The 20,609-nt window shown below is 71.1% G+C and carries 12 protein-coding genes; 6 read left to right on the top strand and 6 right to left on the bottom strand.

Annotated features, from left to right (window positions below; translation table 11 throughout):
* The first annotated feature begins 150 nt into the window (after window positions 1-150).
* Window positions 151-1,386 carry a cytochrome P450 gene (locus AB0I67_RS12740; RefSeq protein ID WP_357922044.1) on the top strand — a complete coding sequence of 412 codons (1,236 nt, stop codon included), beginning with the start codon at window positions 151-153 and terminating at the stop codon, window positions 1,384-1,386.
* 49 nt (window positions 1,387-1,435) lie between these two features.
* Here the strand turns inward: AB0I67_RS12740 and AB0I67_RS12735 are convergent, their stop codons facing one another.
* On the bottom strand, window positions 1,436-3,220 hold the full coding sequence (locus AB0I67_RS12735) for a hypothetical protein (RefSeq protein ID WP_357922042.1): 1,785 nt from the start codon (window positions 3,218-3,220) through the stop codon (window positions 1,436-1,438).
* A 458-nt stretch (window positions 3,221-3,678) separates the two neighbouring features.
* Here AB0I67_RS12735 and leuS point away from each other — a divergent pair, with 458 nt between their 5' ends.
* Window positions 3,679-6,129 (top strand): leucine--tRNA ligase, encoded by a 2,451-nt coding sequence (gene leuS, locus AB0I67_RS12730; protein ID WP_357922039.1) that lies wholly within the window; start codon window positions 3,679-3,681, stop codon window positions 6,127-6,129.
* A gap of 60 nt (window positions 6,130-6,189) precedes the next feature.
* On the opposite strand, the gene AB0I67_RS12725 is transcribed toward leuS, so the two are convergent.
* Entirely contained in the window at window positions 6,190-6,774 is a 585-nt protein-coding gene (locus AB0I67_RS12725) for an XRE family transcriptional regulator (protein WP_357922036.1), read from the bottom strand.
* A 219-nt stretch (window positions 6,775-6,993) separates the two neighbouring features.
* Between AB0I67_RS12725 and AB0I67_RS12720 the strand changes: the two genes are divergently transcribed.
* Window positions 6,994-10,131, top strand: coding sequence for a PDZ domain-containing protein (locus AB0I67_RS12720; protein WP_357922033.1), 3,138 nt, complete (start codon window positions 6,994-6,996; stop codon window positions 10,129-10,131).
* A gap of 145 nt (window positions 10,132-10,276) precedes the next feature.
* Here the strand turns inward: AB0I67_RS12720 and AB0I67_RS12715 are convergent, their stop codons facing one another.
* Window positions 10,277-11,299, bottom strand: coding sequence for an aminotransferase class I/II-fold pyridoxal phosphate-dependent enzyme (locus AB0I67_RS12715; protein WP_357922031.1), 1,023 nt, complete (start codon window positions 11,297-11,299; stop codon window positions 10,277-10,279).
* 554 nt (window positions 11,300-11,853) lie between these two features.
* Window positions 11,854-12,561, bottom strand: a complete 708-nt coding sequence (lexA, locus tag AB0I67_RS12710; RefSeq protein ID WP_357922028.1) for a transcriptional repressor LexA — start codon at window positions 12,559-12,561, stop codon at window positions 11,854-11,856.
* A gap of 2,140 nt (window positions 12,562-14,701) precedes the next feature.
* Here lexA and nrdR point away from each other — a divergent pair.
* Window positions 14,702-15,160 carry a transcriptional regulator NrdR gene (gene nrdR, locus AB0I67_RS12705; protein WP_357922025.1) on the top strand — a complete coding sequence of 153 codons (459 nt, stop codon included), beginning with the start codon at window positions 14,702-14,704 and terminating at the stop codon, window positions 15,158-15,160.
* The gene (locus AB0I67_RS12700) at window positions 15,157-17,982 is read left to right on the top strand and encodes a vitamin B12-dependent ribonucleotide reductase (protein WP_357922022.1); all 2,826 of its coding nucleotides are present in this window, start codon (window positions 15,157-15,159) and stop codon (window positions 17,980-17,982) included. The genes nrdR and AB0I67_RS12700 overlap by 4 nt, the downstream gene beginning before the upstream one ends.
* Before the next feature lie 3 nt (window positions 17,983-17,985).
* On the opposite strand, the gene AB0I67_RS12695 is transcribed toward AB0I67_RS12700, so the two are convergent.
* Complete coding sequence (locus tag AB0I67_RS12695) at window positions 17,986-18,888, bottom strand: alpha/beta hydrolase (protein WP_357922019.1); 903 nt, start codon at window positions 18,886-18,888, stop codon at window positions 17,986-17,988.
* A gap of 41 nt (window positions 18,889-18,929) precedes the next feature.
* Window positions 18,930-19,340 (bottom strand): ester cyclase, encoded by a 411-nt coding sequence (locus AB0I67_RS12690; protein ID WP_357922017.1) that lies wholly within the window; start codon window positions 19,338-19,340, stop codon window positions 18,930-18,932.
* A 54-nt stretch (window positions 19,341-19,394) separates the two neighbouring features.
* On the opposite strand from AB0I67_RS12690, the gene AB0I67_RS12685 reads away from it, so the two are divergent.
* On the top strand, window positions 19,395-20,579 hold the full coding sequence (locus AB0I67_RS12685) for an amidohydrolase (RefSeq protein ID WP_357922014.1): 1,185 nt from the start codon (window positions 19,395-19,397) through the stop codon (window positions 20,577-20,579).
* The last annotated feature ends 30 nt before the right edge of the window (window positions 20,580-20,609 follow it).

Below are 20,609 nucleotides of genomic sequence, written 5' to 3'. Positions count from 1 at the left end.
GGGACGGCGGCCGGCCGTCCCGCATCGCCGATGGCGGGCCCGTCGGCCTCGCCCCACCGGCGGGTCGTCAGCGTCGGAAGAAGAACGTCATGGAGCCAGGATATCGGGCGGGGTCTGGACGTAAGTCCTTACTTCCCGAATCCTGTTCTTATGGACGTGATCGACTTCGACCTCTCCGCGGCGGAGTTCTGGGCCCTGCCCATGGCCGAGCGCGAAGAGGCCTTCCGCAAGCTGCGCGCGCTCGACCGCCCCGCCTTCTTCGAGGAGATGGAGATCTCCTTCGCCCCGCGCGGACCGGGCTACCACGCCCTGGTCCGGCACGCGGACATCCTGGAGGCCAGCCGCCGCCCCGACCTGTTCTGCTCGGGCGACGGCGGCGCGACCAACATCCCCGACATGCCCGCCGAGTTCACCGAGTACTTCGGCTCCATGATCAATATGGACGACCCCCGGCACGCCCGGCTGCGCCGCATCGTCTCCCGCGCCTTCACCCCGCGGATGATCAAACGCTTCGAGGCCGACGTGGACGCCGCGGCCGCCCGGATCGTGGACGAGCTGATCGCGAAGGGCCCCGGCTGCGACTTCGTCACCGAGGTCGCCGCCCGGCTGCCCCTGAAGATCATCTGCGACATGATGGGCATCCCGGAGGAGCACTATCGCTACGTCTTCGACCGCTCGAACATCATCCTGGGCGGCTTCGACCCCGAGTACACCGACCTGGACAACGTCGCCGCCAACCTGCTCAACGCCGGCCTCGAACTGCAGCAACTCGTCCAGGACCTGGCCGCGCACCGGGCCGAGCACCCGGGCGACGACCTGATCACCGCGCTGACCACCGCCAACCTCGACGGCGAGCAGCTCACCCTGCAGGAGCTCGGCTCCTTCTTCATCCTCCTGGTCGTCGCGGGCAACGAGACCACCCGCAACGCCATCTCCCACGGCCTGCTGCTGCTCACCCGCAACCCCGGCCAGCGCGCCCTGCTGCTCGACGACCTCGAGGGCCGGCTGCCCGGCGCGGTGGAGGAGATCGTCCGGCTGGCCGCCCCGGTCAACTTCATGCGCCGCAAGGTCACCCGCGACTGCGAGATGAACGGCAACCCCTACCGCGCCGGCGAGAAGGTCGTGCTCTTCTACTGGGCGGCCAACCGCGACGAGGCGGTCTTCGCCGACCCCCACCGCTTCGACATCACCCGCAGCCCGAACCCGCACGTCGGGTTCGGGGGACCGGGACCGCACTTCTGCCTGGGCGCCCACCTGGCCAGGCGGGAGATCACGGTGATGTTCCGCGAACTGCTCACCCGCCTGCCCGGCATCGAGAGCGGCCGGCCCGACCGGCTGCACTCCAGCTTCATCAACGGGATCAAGCACATGGAGTGCGCCTTCTAACGGCGGCTTACCGGCCGGCGGTCACCATGATCCGGAGTGCGCCTTCTCGCTACTGGCCGGCGGTCACCTTGATCGAGCGCATGATGGTGTTGACGTCCGGCAGCAGCGACTTGCTGTCGCCCGGCACCTGCATGTACACGATCGCCGGCACCTCACCGCCGGTCGGGACGGCGGCGACCACGACGGTCGCCTTCGACTCGCCCGCGGTCAGCTCGTAGGCGTTGATCTGCGCGCCGTTCTTCAGCGTCTGCCGCGCGGTCGTGCGGACCGTGTTCGGCTTGGCGAAGAAGCGGTTGCGGGCGTTCAGCACCACCTGGCGGATCACCGGCTGGAGATCGTCCGGGGAGGTGTAGGCGGCGGCCAGCTTCGCGGGCAGCGGGCCGATCAGGACCTGCGCGAAGACCGGCTTGCCCAGCGCGTCGGTGCCGGTCTGCACGTACTGGCGGGTGGTGTAGCCATACGTGGACTGCACCACCGCGCGCTGGTCGAGCAGCCAGCGCCCGCCCAGCCGCGACACGCTCAGCCCCGCCGCGGTGTCGGCCAGCGGGCCGAGCACCGGCGAGGCCTGGCCGGGGTAGCGCGGCAGGCGCGGGAAGCGGTTGGCCGGCTTGGCGCTCGCCGACGGCTTCGCGGAGGACTTCGGCGTCGGCTTGGCCGCCACCGGGTCGCTCTCGCCGGCCAGCGGGCCCGCGACGAACGCCCACACCAGCGCGATCACCAGCGCGACCGCGACCGAGGCGCCCAGCGCGTACATCCACACCGGCTTGCCGCGCTCCTCGTCGTCCAGCGGGTCGCGGCCGTCGTCGTCGCCCTCGGAGAAGACGGCGTTCCACAGCTCCTGCTGGCGCTCGGGGGGCGGGGTGCGCGAGCCGCTGATCTGGCCCGCGGTCACGAAGGGACGGTCGGGGTCGGACGGGTCACGGCCCAGGTCACCGCCGGGCCGCTGGCCGAACTGGTCCCCACCCGGCTGGCCCGGCTGACCCGGCTGACCGGGGTGCCCCGGCTGGCCCGGCTGCCCGGGCTGGCCCGGCGGGAGCTGGTCCTGGGCGGCGGCGAGCTGGTCGGGGGTGAGCATCGCGTAGTTGACCGTGCGCTCCATCGGGTCGCCCGGCGGCTTCGGCGGGACCACCGGCGGGCCGACCTCGTCCGGCCACTGCGCCACCGTCGCCGGACCCTCCTGCGGCGCCCACGCGGGGGCGACCGGGGGCTCCTGCGCGGCCCGGCCCTGCGGCTCGGGGTTCCACGCCGGCGGGCGGGTGTCGGGCGACCAGGCCGGGTGCACCTGGGTGTCCTGCAGCGGCTGCGAGGTGTCCAGCGGGTGCCCCTGCCACTGACCCTGCTGGCCCTGACCCTGCTGACCCTGACCCTGCTGACCCTGACCCTGCTGACCCTGACCCTGCTGGCTGGACTGCCCCTGCTGCCCTTGCTGGCCCGCCGGGCTCTGCTGGGTCAAGGGGTTCTGCTGGTTCAGCGCGTTCTGCTGGTTCAGCGGGTCGTGCCCGGTCTGCTGCGGCCAGCCGCTCTGGGGCGCGGAGGAGGCGTCCGGCGACTGGGGCCAGCCGACCGGCTCCTGCTGGGCCGGCGGCCACGTGGCCGGTTGCTGGGTGGCGTTGTCGCGGGGCGGCCAGGGCGCCGGCGTCGACAGGTTCCCCCAGCCGCTGTCTCGCGCGGGCGCCGCCGGAGGCGGTCCCGGGTCGGCGGGGCGCGGGGGCTCGGCCCACGCGGGCACCGGCTCCTGCCTGGAGACTTCCGGCCAGGACGTGGGGACGTCCTGGGGCGGCAGTTCCGGCCACGCCGGTGGCAGGTGTGATGCCTCGGACTTCTCCGTCGCCATGGCTGCCGTACCTCCCGATGTTATGTCCGGCAATGCCGCATTGCGCATGATCTCACGCGGGGCTGGGGGGTTCGCAGCAAAACTGGGGAAGCTTGAGTGAATCCGCAGCCCAGTGGGGTCGGTGGGGGGATCCTGCCAGGGCAGGCCGGCCTCCGACTCCTCGGGCGTGCGTGGTTCAGTCATAGCGACGAGAGTAAACTAAAGGGACATAAGTGGTCACAACGGATGTATCACCATCCGATGTCGCGAACCTGAAGCGCCCATTGTGCCGGTCCCCCTCGATCGACGACCGGAAATCTCTTGAAGAGGTGCGGTAGGCTTGGTGTATGCGTACCGCGACCCTGCTTCTTAGTGGGCCGCGACGGCCTTAGGAAGTCCTCCGCCGTCGCGGCTGCCCCTCGTTGTCAGAACGGGGGGTTTTCTTGTGGGGTCAGTCGACAAGCCGAAGGACAACAGCCGTGAGTGAGTACGACCCGCAGGCGCTGCAGGCCAAGTGGCAGCCGCGCTGGGAGGAGATGGACCCGTTCCGGGCCAGCGACGACCCCGCCGATCCCCGTGAGCGGCGCTACCTGCTGGACATGTTCCCCTACCCGTCGGGCGACCTCCACATGGGCCACGCCGAGGCGTGGGCCTTCGGCGACATCATCGCCCGCTACTGGCAGCAGCGCGGCTACAACGTGCTGCACCCGGCCGGCTGGGACTCCTTCGGCCTGCCGGCCGAGAACGCCGCGATCAAGCGCAACGCGCACCCGGCGGAATGGACCTACGCCAACATCGAGACGCAGGTCAACTCGTTCAAGCGGTACGCCATCTCCTTCGACTGGTCGCGCCGGCTGCACACCAGCGACCCCGAGTACTACAAGTGGACCCAGTGGCTGTTCCTGCGCTTCTTCGAGCGCGGGCTGGCCTACCGCAAGGGCGGCCTGGTCAACTGGTGCCCCAACGACCAGACCGTGCTGGCCAACGAGCAGGTCGTCCAGGGCCGCTGCGAGCGCTGCGGCGCCGAGGTCGTGCGCCGCGAGCTGACCCAGTGGTACTTCAAGATCACTGACTACGCGCAGCGCCTGCTGGACGACATGGACCAGTTGGAGGACGGCTGGCCCGACCGCGTCCTGGCCATGCAGCGCAACTGGATCGGCCGCTCCGAGGGCGCCGACGTGCGCTTCGTCATCGAGGGCCGCGAGGAGCCGGTGACGGTCTACACCACCCGGCCCGACACCCTGTTCGGCGCGACCTTCTTCGTCGTCGCGCCCGACGCCGCGCTGGCCGACGAGATCGTCTCGCCCGAGCAGCGCCAGGCCTTCGAGGACTACCGCGCCGAGGTCGCCAAGCTGAGCGACATCGAGCGGCTGTCCACCGAGAAGGAGAAGACCGGCGTCTTCCTGGGCCGCTACGCGATCAACCCGGTCAACGGCGAGCGCATGCCGGTCTGGGCGGCCGACTACGTGCTGTCCGACTACGGCCACGGCGCGATCATGGCCGTGCCCGCCCACGACCAGCGCGACCTCGACTTCGCGCGCCGGTTCGGGCTGCCGGTCAAGGTCGTCGTGCACACCGGCCTGGCCGATCCCGGCGAGACCGGCATCGCCACCCCGGGCGAGGGCCAGCTGGTCAACTCCGGGCCGCTGGACGGCCTGACCAAGACCGAGGCGATCCGCAAGATCATCGAGGTGCTGAGCGCCGACGGTCTGGGCCGGGGCACGGTCAACTTCCGGCTGCGCGACTGGCTGCTGTCGCGCCAGCGCTTCTGGGGCACGCCGATCCCGATCATCCACTGCGCCGACTGCGGCGAGGTGCCCGTCCGCGACGAGCAACTGCCGGTCGAGCTGCCCGACCTGCGCGGCGAGGCCCTGGCGCCCAAGGGCGTCTCCCCGCTGGCCGCCGCGACCGACTGGGTCGAGGTCGAGTGCCCCAAGTGCGGCGGCGCCGCCCGGCGTGACACCGACACGATGGACACCTTCGTCGACTCCTCCTGGTACTTCCTGCGGTACTGCTCGCCGCGGTACGAGGACGGCCCGTTCGACGTCGAGGCGGTCCGCCGGTGGAGCCCCGTCGACCAGTACGTCGGCGGCGTCGAGCACGCGGTCCTGCACCTGCTGTACTCGCGCTTCTTCACCAAGGTCCTGCACGACATGGGCATGCTGGACTTCACCGAGCCGTTCCTGCGCCTGCTGAACCAGGGGCAGGTGATCAACGGCGGCAAGGCCATGTCGAAGTCCCTGGGCAACGGTGTGGACCTGGGCCAGCAACTGGAGGCCTACGGCGTCGACGCGGTCCGGCTGACCATGGCCTTCGCCGGGCCGCCCGAGGAGGACATCGACTGGGCCGACGTCTCCCCGGCCGCCTCGCAGAAGTTCCTGGCCCGCGCCTTCCGCGTCTTCAACGACGTGACCAGCGCCCCCGGCGTCTCGTTCGACACCGGCGACCTGGAGCTGCGCCGCGTCACCCACCGCACGGTCGACGAGGTCACCCGCCTGATCGACTCGCGGCGCTTCAACGTCGCCGTCGCGCGGCTGATGGAGCTGACCTCCGCGGCCCGCAAGGCCATCGACGCCGGTCCCGGCCCGGCCGACCCCGCCGTCCGCGAGGCCGCCGAGGCGCTGGCGATCATGCTGTCCCTGGTGGCGCCCTACACCACCGAGGAGGGCTGGGAGCGGCTGGGCCGCACCGGCAGCGTCGCCCAGGCCGGCTGGCCCGTGGCCGACCCCGCCCTGCTGGTCCAGGAGTCGGTCACCTGCGTCGTCCAGGTCGCCGGCAAGGTCCGTGACCGGCTTGAGGTCTCGCCCGACATCTCCGACGCCGACCTGGAGGCTCTGGCCCTGGCCTCGGACAAGGTCGTCCCGCTGCTGAACGGCACGCCGAAGAAGGTCATCGTGCGGGCTCCGAAGCTGGTCAACATCGTCCCCTGACGCTGGTCGCGCGACGGCTCCGCCGTACCGGTTCTCCGGTACGGCGGAGCCGTCCGCATGTCAGGAGGCCTTCGGCTTCCTCGGTCGGGCGCGGATGTGCATGCGCTCGCCCTGGCGGCCGAAGAGGCTGAGCAGTTCGGCGGGTTCGGGGCCGGCGCTGCCGAACCAGTGGGGCAGGCGGGTGTCGAACTCGGCGACCTCGCCGGCGGCCAGGACGAGGTCGTGCTCGCCGATGATGAGCCGGAGCCGGCCGGAGAGCACGTAGATCCACTCGTAGCCCTCGTGGGTCTTGGGCTCGGGGGGCTCGCCGGTGGCGGGCGGGACGATCATCTTGAACGCCTGCAGCGGGCCGGGGGCGCGGGTGAGCGGGACGACCGTCTGGCCGTTCATGCTCCGAGGGGCCAGGTGCACGCGGGGGTCGCCGGTCTCGGGGTGGCCGACCAGCTCGTCCAGCGGCACCCGGTAGGCCTGGGCGATGGGCAGGAGCAGGTCGAGGCTGGGGCGGCGGTGGCCGGACTCCAGGCGGGACAGGGTGCTCTTGGAGATGCCGGTCGCCTCGGCGAGCGCGCCCAGGGACAGGTCGCGCTCGGCGCGCAGGCGGCGCAGCCGGGGGCCCACCTCGGCGAGGACGGTGGCGAGTTCCATGTCCCGAAACTAGCAACCCCCGATGCCGGAACCGCGCGGCGGTCGGCGGCGGGTGGTCCGGAGATGGTGACCGGTGGCGGGTAGCTCGGTGGTGGCCGCCGTTGGCCGGTGGCGGGCGTCGGCCGGGGGGCGTCGTCGGTCGGTGGGGCCGGGGGTGTTCGCTGCAAGCGAGCCTGATCGACCCCCGCAGCACCCCGCCCCCCGCAATAGGGTGCTTTTGTGACTAATGGCGCATATCTCAGGTACCCCCACCTTCATGGTGACCTGGTCACCTTCGTGGCCGACGACGACGTCTGGGTGGCCCCCCTCGACGGCGGACGCGCCTGGCGGTTCACCGCCGACCGCGTCCAGGTCTCCCACCCGAGGTTCTCGCCCGACGGCGAGCGCATCGCGTGGACCAGCACGCGAGAAGGCGACCCTGAGGTGTTCGCCGCCGCGCTGGACGGCGCCGAGGGCGAGCGGCTGACCCACTGGGGCAACGCGACGACCGGCGTCCGCGGCTGGAGCGAGGACGGCCGCGTCCTGGCGGTCACCGCCGCGGGGGAGGGCGGGCGCAGCCGCGTGTGGGCCTACGCGGTCCCGCTCGACGGGGGACCCGCCGAGCGCCTGCCGTACGGGTGGGTGAGCGACGTCGCGGTCAGCGGCGGCAAGGTCGCGACGATCTCCTCGCTGTGGCGCGAGGCGTCGCAGTGGAAGCGCTACCGGGGCGGTACGGCAGGCAAGATCTGGGTGGACGCGGACGGCGAGGGCGAGTTCACCCGGCTGTTCGCCGACAACCCGGCCCAGCACGCGTCGATCATGTGGGTGGGCGGGCGGATCGCCTTCCTGGCAGACACCGACGGTGTCGGCAACCTCTACTCCGCGCTGCCCGACGGCTCCGACCTGCGCCAGCACACCACGCACACGGAGTTCTACGCGCGGCACGCCGCCACCGACGGGGAGCGCGTGATCTACAGCCACGCGGGCGACCTGTGGCTCACCGACCTGGACGGCGAGCCGTACAAGCTGGACATCAAGCTCGGCGGGCCGCGCCCGGCGCGCGCCAAGCGCCCGGCGCCCGCCCGCGTGGCCGGCTTCGCCCCCGACAAGGGCGGCCGGGCCAGCGTGGTCGAGATCCGTGGCACCGCCCACTGGGTCACCCACCGCGACGGCCCGGCCGGCGTGCTGCGGGCCGAGCCCGGCGTGCGCGTACGGCTGCCGCGCCCGCTCGACAACGAGGGCAAGGCGATCTGGGTCTCCGACGCCGGCGGCGAGGACGCCCTGGAGATCGGCACCCCCGGCGGCGAGATCCGCACCATCGCCGCCGGCGAGCTGGGCCGGGTGCTCGACCTGGCGGTCGCGCCCGACGGCAAGCACGTCGCGGTGACCAGCCACGACGGCCGGCTGCTGGTGGTCGACGTGGAGTCGGGGACCCTGCGCGAGATCGACCGCACCGACTCCGGCGACATCGGCGGCCCGACGTTCTCGCCCGACTCGGCGTGGCTGGCCTGGTCCTTCCCGCAGCACGGCTTCTACCTCAGCCAGATCAAGATGGGCCGGACCGACGGTTCGTCGGTGATCGAGGTGACGCCGCTGCGCTTCACCGACAGCTCGCCGGTCTTCACCAAGGACGGCAAGCACCTGGCGTTCCTGTCGGAGCGGACCTTCGACCCGGTGTACGACTCGCACGTGTTCGACCTGTCGTTCCCGCAGAGCTGCAAGCCGTACCTCGTGCCGTTGAAGGCGACCACGCCCTCGCCCTTCGCGCCCTCGCTGGAGGGGCGCGGGTTCAACGGCGAAGACGCCGACAAGTCCGAGAAATCAGGAGATGCGGCCCCGGTCACCGAGGTGGACGTCGAGGGCCTGTCCGCCCGTGTCGTCGCCGTGCCCGTCCCCGCCGGCACCTACAGCAACCTGCGCAGCGCCAAGGACGCCCTGCTCTGGCTCCGCCACCCGCTGCCCAGCCAGCTCGGCGACGGCACCGACCGCCCCGAGCCGGTGCTGGAGCGCTACGACCTCGCCAAGCGCGCCAAGAGCGAGATCGGCAAGGAGATCCGAGCTTTCGAGGTCAGCGGCGACGGCTCCCGGCTGGTCCTGAACGGCAAGTCCGGCCTGCAGACCCGCTCGTCCGGCGACGGCGACGAGGTCGTTCCCATCGACCTCGACCGCGTCAACGTCACCATCGAACCGGTCGCCGAGTGGCGCCAGGCCTACCGCGAGGCCGGCCGGCTCATGCGCGACCACTTCTGGCGCGAGGACATGAACGGCGTCGACTGGGCCGCCGTCCTCGACCGCTACGAGCCGCTCGTCGAACGGATCGGCGCCTACAGCGAGCTGATCGACCTGCTGTGGGAGGTCCAGGGCGAGCTCGCCACCTCCCACGCCTACGCCCGGCCCAACGCCGTCGGCGTCGACCCGCGCCGCCGCCAGGGCCTGCTCGGCGCCGACCTCGCCCGCGACGAGGACGGCACCTGGCGGGTGGCCCGCATCCTGCCCGGCGAGTCCTCCGACCACAAGGCGCGCTCGCCGCTCCTGGAGCCCGGCGTGGCCGTCCGCGAGGGCGACGCCATCGTCGCCGTGGCCGGCCGTCCCGTCGACCCCGTCCGCGGCCCCCTCGCCCTCCTGTCCGGTACGGCGGAGCATCCGGTCGAGCTGACCATCCGCCCGGCCTCCGGCGGCGAGACCCGGCGGGTCGTCGTCACGCCCGTCGCCGACGAGACCGCCCTGCGCTACCACGCCTGGGTGGAGGGTCGCCGCGCCCGCGTCCACGAGCTGTCCGGCGGGCGGCTCGGCTACCTGCACGTGCCGGACATGGTCTCCTCCGGCTGGGCGCAGTTCCACCGCGACCTCCGGACCGAGATGGCCCGCGAGGGCCTCGTCGTCGACCTCCGCGAGAACGGCGGCGGGCACACCTCCGAGCTCGTCCTGGAGAAGCTGTCCCGCCGGGTCACCGGCTGGGTCCGCTCGCGCGGCTACGAGCCCATGCGCTACCCCGTCGACTCGCCGCGCGGCGCCATCGTGGCCATCGCCGACGAGTTCGCCGGCTCGGACGGTGACATCGTCAGCTCCGGCATCAAGGCCCGCAAGCTCGGCCCGCTCATCGGCACCCGCACCTGGGGCGGCGTCATCGGCATCGACTCGCGCTACTCCCTGGTGGACGGCACCGTCGTCACCCAGCCCCGGTACTCCCACTGGCTGGAAGGACAGGAGTGGGGGGTGGAGAACTACGGCGTCGACCCGGACCTCGAGGTCGTCACCACCCCGCAGGACCGCGCCGCCGGGCGTGACCCGCAGTTGGACAAGGCGATCGAGCTCGCCCTCGCCGCCCTCACCGACACCCCCGCCGCCACCGCCCCGCCCCTGCCCCCGCTGACCTGACCCCGGAGACGAGAGGAAGGGGCACGGGCACCCGCCCTGCCCCTTCCCGGGTCCTGAGCCCGGCTTGGGGAGCCGCCGCGCCCAGTTCATCCATCCGGTTCGCCGGCCGGAGGCCTTGGGCTCCTGAGCGGACGCGGCCCGTTCTCTAGAACTCCACGGACGAGATCCGCCCGACCAGTTCCTCCAGCACGGGCAACGAGGTGGCGAAGTTGAGCCGCGCGAAGTTCTCCCCGCCGGGCCCGAACTGCTCACCCCCGCTGAGCAGGACCCCCGCCTCCCGCTCCAGCCGCTCGGCCGCCCCCGGCCGCCCGAAGTCGAGCCACGCCAGGTAGGTGGCCTCAGGCACCCGATACCCGACCCCGGCCGGCAACCGCTCGGCCAGCATCCGCCGGTTCCGGTCGAGCAGCCCGAGGATCTCGGCTAGCCAGGGCTCCCCGTGCCGCCAGGCCGCGACCGTCGCCTCCACCCCGAACAGGTTCGCCTCGCCGTACAGGAACTTCGGCGCCGACCACACGGCCTTCCGCGTGGCCTCGTGCCCGAAGTGCGCCACCGCGCACCGGACCCCGCCCAGGTTGAACGCCTTGGACGCGGAGGTCAGCGTGATCGTCCGTTCGGGGAGCAGTGTGGCGAACGGGATGTGCCGGTGCGGCTCGTACACCAGGTCGGCGTGGATCTCGTCGGAGATGACCACCAGGTCGTGCCGCTCCGCCGCCTCGGCCAGCTCGGTCAGCTCGGCCCGCGTGAACGCCCGTCCGGTCGGGTTGTGCGGGTTGACCAGCAGCAGCACCTTGGCCCGGGCCAGATCCGGCACCTCGAACCGCCACCCGTCCCCGTCCGTGTCCGCCTGTGCGGCGATCGGCAGGATGGGGCGGTTCATCTCGGTCAGCGACGCCACGAACGCGTTGTAGGCCGGTGTGTGCACCGCCACCGGATCGCCGGGCTCGGTGGTCGTGTGCAGGATGACCTGGAGGGCCTGGTTGAGGTCGCTGAACGCCCTGACCCGGTCCGGTCCCGAGGGCCGCCAGCCGTACTTGCCCTCCGACCGCTCGGCGAACGCCTCGATGAGCGGTGCCGGGGCGTACTGCTCGTCCCAGGTCGGATACCCCAGGTCGGTGACGATCCGCCGTTCCAGGGCCTCCCGGATCACCGGGGCCACCGGGAAGTCCATGTCCGCCACCCAGGCGGGAATCACCCCTGGGCCCGCTTTGGACCACTTAACCCCGTCGCGTAGCGCTTTGAGGTCTTCCGCCCGGAAAGTGTCGTTCACCCTTTCAGTCTAGATCACCCCCTCTTTTCGCCCCAGCCCCGCTTCCTGGCACCGCCTTGGCGGGGCTCGGGGGCTGCTTTGCGGTGAAGAGGTCCGCCTGTACGGGAGCGTGGGCGCGCCTGAACCGGGGCCCGGCCGGCCCGAGCAAGTGGCCGACCATCCAATCCAGCCGACCCACCGAAGTGACGGGGAGCCCGGGACGCCGGACGCCTCAGCAGAAGCGGCGGCCAGGCTCAAGGCGCGGCGGCTCAAGCAGCGGGGGCATGAGGCGGCAAGGAACAGGCCAGGGGGCGGGTCTTAGGAGCCGGCAAGTAGCGGGGCACTCAGGGGGCTCAGAAGGTAGCGAGGCGCTCACCGGGTGAGGCTCAGGAGGAGAAGGCGAAACGACTGAGGAACCAGGTGGGGGCCGGTCGGCCGCCCGTGTGCGGACGGGGGCCGACCGGTCGGAGGGGGTTTCAGAGGCGGCGAAGCACCGCCACGACCTTGCCCAGGACGCTGGCCTCATCGCCGGGGATCGGGTCGTAGTTGGGGTTGTGCGGGACGAGCCAGACATGCCCGTCCTTCCGCTTGAACGTCTTGACGGTCGCCTCACCGTCGATCATCGCGGCCACGATGTCGCCACTCTCGGCCACCGGCTGCTGCCGTACGACCACCCAGTCGCCGTCGGCGATCGCCGCCTCGATCATCGAGTCACCGCTGACCTGGAGCAGGAAGAGCGTGCCCTCGCCCACGAGCTGCTTGGGCAGGGCGAACACGTCCTCCACGCTCTCCTCGGCCAGGATGGGCCCACCGGCGGCGATCCGGCCGACCAGCGGCACGTACGCCGCCGTCGGGCGGCTCACCGGCGACTCGACCTCGTCGCCGTCCGGATCCACCCACAGCACCGGCTCACCCGGCAGCCGGACCTCCAACGCGCGCGGCCGGTGCGGATCGCGCCGCAGGTAGCCCTTTCGCTGCAAGGCCGTCAGCTGGTGCGACACGCTCGACGTGCTGGTCAGCTGGACCGCCTCGCCGATCTCGCGCATGGAGGGCGGGTACCCGCGCTGCTGCACCGAGTCGCGGATCACCTCCAGGATCTTGCGTTGCCTGGGTGTCAGACCCAGTGAGTCACGCCTGCGCAACGCGAGGTCGCTGACACCGTTGGAGTCATCGTGCTCGCTCATGCCCTGTTCCTCCTCACCGGCAGACCTTCCGGTCCGTGGTTCGTGTGTCGCACACAGCGACGATATCGCCGTTGAAGATCATCCTCAAACAATTGTTCGAGTGTTCCTCGAAAATGTCGGGTCCCTGTGGTAGACCATCGTACGGGAGTTCGATCGACATCGTGTTCGATACGCCGATCTTTGTTCGGCCATTTTCGGTCGTGACGGGGCGGGAGGCCATTCATGCGGACGACCACAATCGCAGAGACCACCGACAATCTCACCTTGATCGCCGACGCCACCCGGGAGCCCCGTCATTCGAACACGCCCCTGCCGCGTCCCCGCCGCCCGGGCACCCCACCTCTCCGCCTCGTCCCCGCGCCCCGCTCCGACCCCGGTACGGCGGAGCTTTCCGGTCCCGGGGTTCCGCGCTCCGCGGGAGTCGGTGGGGGAGGGGGGACGGGGTCGGAGGGTGGCGTACCCGCTCGGGAGGGCCGCCCTGCACGCCGTCCAGCGAGAGGGCTCTGGGGGTGGCCGGGGAGCAGCGACCGCGCGGCGCACTCGAAGAGCAGTGCGGGCGGGGGCGAAACGCTCGGTGTCGGTGTCGGTGTCGGTGTCGGTGTCGGTGGGCCAAGTGACCCTCCTGGAGCGGTCGAGGGTGATGGGCCGGCCTCGGAAGCGGCTGCCGAGGCCGTACGCCTGGCGAGCGTCACCGACCTCCGGGCGTTCCGGCAGGTAACTGGGCGGGCCCAGGCTGCGGGACGGCCGGAGGGGCGGCGGCCGGCTGAGCAGGTGGCACCCGTGGGGGACGAGGGGCGTCCGGAATGGGACAGGCCAAGAGTGTTTCCGGCTCGGGGTGGAACGGGAATCCGTCCCGTGGCCGGGGGTAGTACTACGGGGACGAGACGGCGGAGCTCGGGGGAGCGGCCGAAAGGGGGCGTAGTGGTGGCGGTGAAAGGCAACGGCACCCGGACGACACCGTCCGGCACGGGACGCAAGGGCCGGACCAAGGGCCAGACACGGCGACGGGGCGCAGGCCGTGACGCGGCCCCCAGCGTGCCCCACCCGCGCGTGGGCAGCATCGTCCAGGGCGGCCTGTCCGACGACGGCACCGGCGGCGGCACCGGCACTGGCAGCGGTGGCGGTGGCGGTGGCCGTGCCGGGACCGGCCGCGTTGGGACTGGCCGTGCCGGGACAGGCCGTGTTGGAACTGGCCGTGCTGGGGCTGGCGGTGCGGGCGGTACTGGGGTCGGCGCTCGCCGGGCACGTAGGGCTCGCACGTCGTTCCGTCTCACCCGCCGGGGCCGCATCGTGGTGGCCGCGTTGATCGTCCTACTGGCCGTAGCGGGTTACTGGCTGGGCACGCTGGCAAGCTGACGCTCAGCCACTGTCACTCCGCTCACGCTGATGCTCGGCCGGTGCCACTTCCCTCAAGGTGACGCTCGGCCGCCGTCACTTCATTCAATGGGCGCCGCCTACAACCGGCGCCCATTCGTGGTCTCCGGCCGCAGGACCTCGGGCTTGGCGGGAGGGCGGGCGCAGAATCCAGGGTCGGGCCGCGGCCGGGTTGGCAGCGTCCCACATGGGCCCGGAGGGGAATCAAGGCGCGGGGCCCCGACGGGGGTCGGCGGGATAGGGGCGGCGGGGAAAGCGAGACCCGGGGCCGGCCCGACGGGGCGGCGGAGGGGCGAGACGGGGAAGCACGGCAAGCCCAGGGAAAGCGGCTGAGGCGTGGCGCAGGGGAGTCGGTCAAGGCGGGCTGAGGTGTGGCGCGGCGAAGTCGGGGCCAGGCGGACTGAAGAGGAGAGTCCGACCGGCTGGGGACCAGGGCTGAGAGGGCGGCGGAGAGCGGGAATTCCCTGGTAGTCAGGAGTGTTTCCGCAGGTCGGGAAGCCCTATACCAGACCCGCCCACCCCCCGGAACCCGGCAGAATCCCTTCCTCGGAACACCCGCACCACGCCCCCCACCGGCGACACGCCGACTGATCAGCCACTTCGCTGGGAAGCCGCCCGGCAAGTTGCGATCACGGCCCGGCAGTTCTACGGTTGGACCACAACATCTAGTACTTACACCGATGTAGTTCACCACAAATTGTGTTTCCGTGACCCTGCTTTGGCGACCCTTGAAGGTCGGGAAACGCGTGTGTCAAGGAGGCGTGGCGTGCACTGTCCGTTCTGTCGCCACCCGGACACCAGGGTGATCGACAGTCGCTCCACGGACGACGGGGCCGCCATCAGGCGACGCAGAACCTGTCCGGAGTGCGGGCGGCGGTTCACCACGCAGGAGACGGTCCTGCTGATGGTGAGCAAGAGAAGTGGCGTGACCGAACCGTTCTCGCGGGACAAGGTGGTCGCGGGCGTGCGGCGGGCGTGCCAGGGCAGGCCGGTGGGCGAGGACTCGCTGGCGCAGCTCGGGCAGCAGGTCGAGGAGGCCATCCGGGCGAAGGGCGTGGCCGAGATCCCGTCCAACGAGGTGGGCCTGGCGATCCTCGGCCCGCTGCGGGAGCTGGACGAGGTGGCGTATTTGCGGTTCGCGTCGGTCTACCGGGGTTTCGAGAGCCTGGCGGACTTTGAAGCGGAGATCGAACAGTTGAAGGCGGAGAAGGGGGACAAGCAATGACGGAGACGGTGTCATCGCGCAAGCGCAGCAAGGGCCTGAAGATGAAGAGGATCTTCACCAAGCCGGGCGTGCACCCGTATGACGAGATCACCTGGGAGCGCCGGGACGTCGTGATGACGAACTGGCGCGACGGCTCGATCAACTTCGAGCAGCGTGGTGTGGAGTTCCCCGACTTCTGGTCGGTCAACGCGGCCAACATCGTGACGACCAAGTACTTCCGGGGCGCGGTCGGCACCCCGCAGCGTGAGTGGTCGCTCAAGCAGCTCGTGGACCGCGTGGTCGGCATGTACACCCGGACCGGTGTCGAGAACGGCTACTTCGCCTCCGACGAGGACGCCGAGATCTTCGACCACGAGCTGAAGCACGCGCTGGTCCACCAGATCTTCGCCTACAACTCGCCCGTGTGGTTCAACGTCGGCACCAAGTCGCCGCAGCAGGTCAGCGCCTGTTTCATCCTGTCGGTGGACGACACCATGGAGTCGATCCTCGACTGGTACAAGGAAGAGGGCGTGATCTTCAAGGGCGGTTCTGGCGCGGGGGTCAACCTGTCCCGCATCCGCTCGTCCAAGGAGCTGCTGTCCAGCGGCGGTACGGCCAGCGGCCCGGTGTCCTTCATGCGCGGCGCGGACGCGAGCGCGGGCACCATCAAGTCCGGCGGCGCGACTCGCCGGGCGGCCAAGATGGTCGTGCTCGACGTCGACCACCCCGACATCGAGGAGTTCATCGAGACCAAGGCGCGCGAGGAGGACAAGGTCCGCGCGCTGCGTGACGCCGGTTTCGACATGGACCTCGGCGGCAAGGACATCGTCAGCGTCCAGTACCAGAACGCCAACAACTCGGTCCGCGTCTCGGACGAGTTCATGCGCGCGGTGGACGCGGGCGAGAAGTTCGGCCTGCGCGCCCGCCTGACCGGCGAGATCATCGAGACGATCGACGCCAAGGACCTCTTCACCAAGATGGCCAAGGCCGCGTGGGAGTGCGCGGACCCGGGCGTGCAGTACGACGACACGATCAACGACTGGCACACGACGCCGGAAACGGGCCGGATCACCGCGTCCAACCCGTGTTCGGAATATGTCCACCTGGACAATTCCTCGTGCAACCTGGCGAGCATCAACCTGCTGAAGTTCCTGAAGGACGACAACTCCTTCGATGTCGCCAATTTCGTGAAGCTGACCGAGCTGATCATCACCTCGATGGACATCTCGATCACTTTCGCCGACTTCCCGACCGAGAAGATCGGCGAGACCACCCGCGCCTATCGCCAGCTCGGCATCGGCTACGCCAACCTCGGCGCGCTGCTGATGGCGACCGGCCACGCCTACGACTCCGACGGCGGCCGCGCGGTCGCCGGGGCGATCACCAGCCTGATGACCGGCGTCTCCTACCGCCGCAGCGCGGAGCTGGCGAGCGTCGTCGGCGCCTACGACGGCTACGCCCGCAACGCCGAGCCGCACAAGCGGGTCATGCGCAAGCACGCCGCCGCCAACGACAACCTGCTGACCATCGGCGGCATGGACGCGAAGATCCACGCCGAGGCGTCGAAGCAGTGGTCGGAGTGCCTCAAGCTCGGCGAGAAGCACGGCTACCGCAACGCGCAGGCCTCGCTGCTGGCCCCGACCGGGACCATCGGCCTGATGATGGACTGCGACACCACCGGCATCGAGCCCGACCTGGCGCTGGTCAAGTTCAAGAAGCTGGTCGGCGGCGGCTCCATGCAGATCGTCAACCAGACCATCCCGCGCGCGCTCAAGCAGCTCGGCTACCAGCAGGAGCAGATCGAGGCGATCGTCGAGTACATCGCCGAGAACGGCCACGTCGTCGACGCTCCCGGCCTGAAGCAGGAGCACTACGAGGTGTTCGACTGCGCCATGGGCGAGCGGGCCATCGCGCCGATGGGCCACGTGCGGATGATGGCCGCCGCGCAGCCGTTCCTGTCCGGTGCGATCTCCAAGACCGTCAACCTCCCCGAGAGCGCGACGATCGAGGACATCGAGCAGGTCTACATGGAGGGATGGCGCCTCGGCCTGAAGGCCCTGGCCGTCTACCGCGACAACTGCAAGGTCGGCCAGCCGCTGTCGGTGGCGGGCAAGAAGACCGAGGAGAAGGCGGAGGACAAGGCCGTCGAGACCGTGGCCGTCGAGCCGCAGGTCAAGGTCGTCGAGATCAACCGCCCGACCCGCCGCCGGATGCCCAACTCGCGGCCCAGCGTGACCACCCGCTTCACCGTGGGCGGCGCCAAGGGCTACATGACCGCCTCGTCCTACCCGGACGACGGCCTGGGCGAGGTCTTCCTCAAGATGTCCAAGCAGGGCTCGACCCTCGCCGGCATCATGGACGCCTTCTCGGTGGCGATCTCGATCGGCCTGCAGTACGGCGTGCCGCTGGAGACCTACGTCAGCAAGTACGTCAACATGCGCTTCGAGCCGGCCGGGATGACCGACGACCCGGACGTGCGCATGGCGGCCTCGGTGATGGACTACATCTTCCGCCGCCTGGCCCTCGACCACCTGCCCTACGACGAGCGGGCGGCGCTCGGCATCTTCTCCGCCGCCGAGCGCGCCGCCCAGCAGCGTGGTGAGGACCCCGCCCCCGTGGTGGACAAGGAGGCGCTCGCCCAGTCCGCGCCGATCGAGGTGAAGCCCAAGCCGGCCGCCGACGCTCCCGCCGAGGCCCAGCCGCCGGTCAAGGAGCTGACGCTGGAGAGCCACGCCCGGTTCGTGGCCGACGCCCCGCTCTGCATGACCTGCGGGACGAAGATGCGCCCCGCCGGTAGCTGCTACGTCTGCGAGGGCTGCGGCTCCACCTCCGGCTGCAGCTAGGAGTCACGACGAGGCGGCTCCGGAACACCACTCCGGGGCCGCTTCTTCGTGTCCGGCGAAAGAAGGAGCGGCCTGCTCAGGAGACGGGCTGGACGCGGTCTGTTCCAGGAAGCGGCGCAAGGCCAGGCTGAGCACCCGCGGCTGGTCCTCCGGGATGAGCGTGGCGCTGTCGCCGATCTCCACCAGCCGCCCCTGCGGCAGCAGCGCGGCCAGCCGTACCCCGTGGGAGAGCGGCCGGCCCCGGTCCTCGAAGGCCCACACGACCAGGGCGGGCCGGTCGAAGGCCCGCAGCCGCTCGGTGGCCTCGGCCACCGCCCCCGGAGTCGTCGACAGCAGGTAGCTCCGCAGGTCACGCCGGTTCCGCCAGGAGGACCGGAGCGGACGGAACCACCCGTCGGTCACCGAGGCCGGCGCCCGCCGCGACCACGTCCCGAAGGGCGGCATCCGCCGCAGCCCGCGCACCCGCAGAGCCTGGAAGAGCAGCCACAACCCGCCGGGCGCCTGCGCGGCCCGGTTGAGCAGCCGTCGCGGCGCACCCCGGTAGGCCTCGCACGACACCAGCACGAGCCGCTCGACGAGGTCGGGCCGCGAGGCGGCCAGGGCGAGCGCGACCGGGCCGTCGTTCTGCACCACGGTGACCGGTCCCACGCCGAGCCGCTCCACGAACTCGGCGACGATCCGCGCCTGCCCGGCCAGGGACAGGTCGGCCCCGGCCCGCATGGGCGTGCGGTGCGAGCCCAGCGGCAGCGTGGGCACGACGCAGCGGTAGCCGTCCCGCAGCGCGGCGACGACGTGCCGCCACAGGGCGCCGTGCACGGCCAGGCCGTGCAGGAACAGGAGCACGGGCCCGTCGCCGCCGGTGTCCTCGTAGTGGATCCTTCCGGCTCGGACGTCGATGAAAGGCATACGCCAGTTCTAGAACGGCGCACTGAACATCCGCTTGATTCTCACTGGGAGGCGATGTCGGCGAGCTGCCGGGAGAGCCCCTCGGCGTCGGAGACGACCCAGTACTCGGCGAACCGGTCGCCCTCGGCCCGCAGGATGTCGTGGCCGCTGAAGGAGATCGGCGTCCCCACTGGAGCCGCCACCCCGGGCAGGCCGCCGCGGTACTTGCCGGCGAAGGTCCACCGGGCGGCGACCAGGTCGCCGTCGACCAGCGGCCCGACGTCGAGGGTGACGACGACGTCGGAGAAGGGCTCGTGGCCCTGCCGGAGCGCCCCGGCCAGGCCGTCCGGCCCGCGCACGTCACCGTGCGGCCAGTGGCCGACGAAGCCGGGCGTGACCAGCTCCTTGGCCAGGGCGAAGTCGCCCTGCCACAGCTCCAGGAGCCAGCGCCGGTAGAGGTGAGCGATGTCCATGCGGGCCACCTTCCCGGCGGGGCCGGGCCTACTCCTGCACTAATCTCCGAAGGCATGAACCTTGCGATCGTCAACGGATATGTCGTGCCCATGGACGGCGACCCCATCGAGGGCGGCACCGTCCTGATCGAGGACGGGAAGATCACCGCCGTGGGGAGCGGCCTCGCCGTACCCGAGGGGGTGACCACGGTCGACGCCGGCGGTCAGTGGGTCCTGCCCGGTTTCGTGGAGGCGCACGGGCACATCGGCGTGTACGAGGAGGCCGAGGGCTGGGCGGGGCAGGACACCAACGAGATGACCGACCCCAACGGCGCCCGGCTGCGCGCGCTCGACGGGATCAACCCGGCCGACCTCGGCTTCCAGGACGCCCTGTCCGGCGGCGTGACCACCGCCGTGATCAAGCCGGGCTCCGGCAACCCGATCGGCGGTCAGACCGTCGCGGTGAAGTGCTGGGGGCGCACGGTCGACGAGATGCTGGTCCGCCAGCCGGTGAGCGTGAAGAGCGCGCTGGGGGAGAACCCCAAGCGGGTCTACGGCGACCAGAAGAAGCTGCCCTCCACCCGGCTGGGCGTGGCCACGGTGATCCGCGACGCCTTCCGCCGCGCGCAGGACTACAAGGCCGACACCGACCGCAGGGAACGCGACGCCACGCTGGAGATCCTGGTCAAGGTGCTGGACGGCGAGCTGCCCTGGTGCCAGCACGCGCACCGGGCCGACGACATCGCCACCGCCCTGCGCCTGGCCGACGAGTTCGGCTACAAGGTGATCATCAACCACGGCACCGAGGGTCACCTGCTCGCCGACGAGCTCGCTGCCCGGAACATCCCGGTGATCATCGGCCCGCTCTTCACCTCGCGGTCCAAGGTCGAGCTGCGCAACCGCTCGCTGCGTAACCCCGGCATCCTGGCCCGTGCGGGCGTCGAGCTGGCGATCACCACCGACCACCCGGTGGTGCCGATCCACTTCCTGGTGCACCAGGCGACGCTGGCGGTCAAGGAGGGCCTCGACCGCGAGACCGCGCTCAAGGCGCTCACCGTCAACCCCGCCCGGATCATGGGGCTCGACGACCGGGTCGGCGCGCTCAAGCCGGGCCTGGACGGCGACGTGGTCATCTGGTCGGGCGACCCGCTCGACGTCTTCAGCCGGGCGATGCGCGTCTTCGTCAACGGGCGCGAGGTCTACGCCTACGGTCCCGACGGCGGCACGGTGACCGACCCTTACTACCGCGAGGCGCGCTGACGTCAACTCACCTGCAAGCTTCCGGCTGCA

Source organism: Nonomuraea sp. NPDC050310, from assembly GCF_040655795.1.
Lineage (GTDB): Bacteria > Actinomycetota > Actinomycetes > Streptosporangiales > Streptosporangiaceae > Nonomuraea.
The sequence above is the reverse complement of the archived record's forward strand: the minus strand, read 5'-3'. Positions and strand labels throughout refer to the sequence as shown.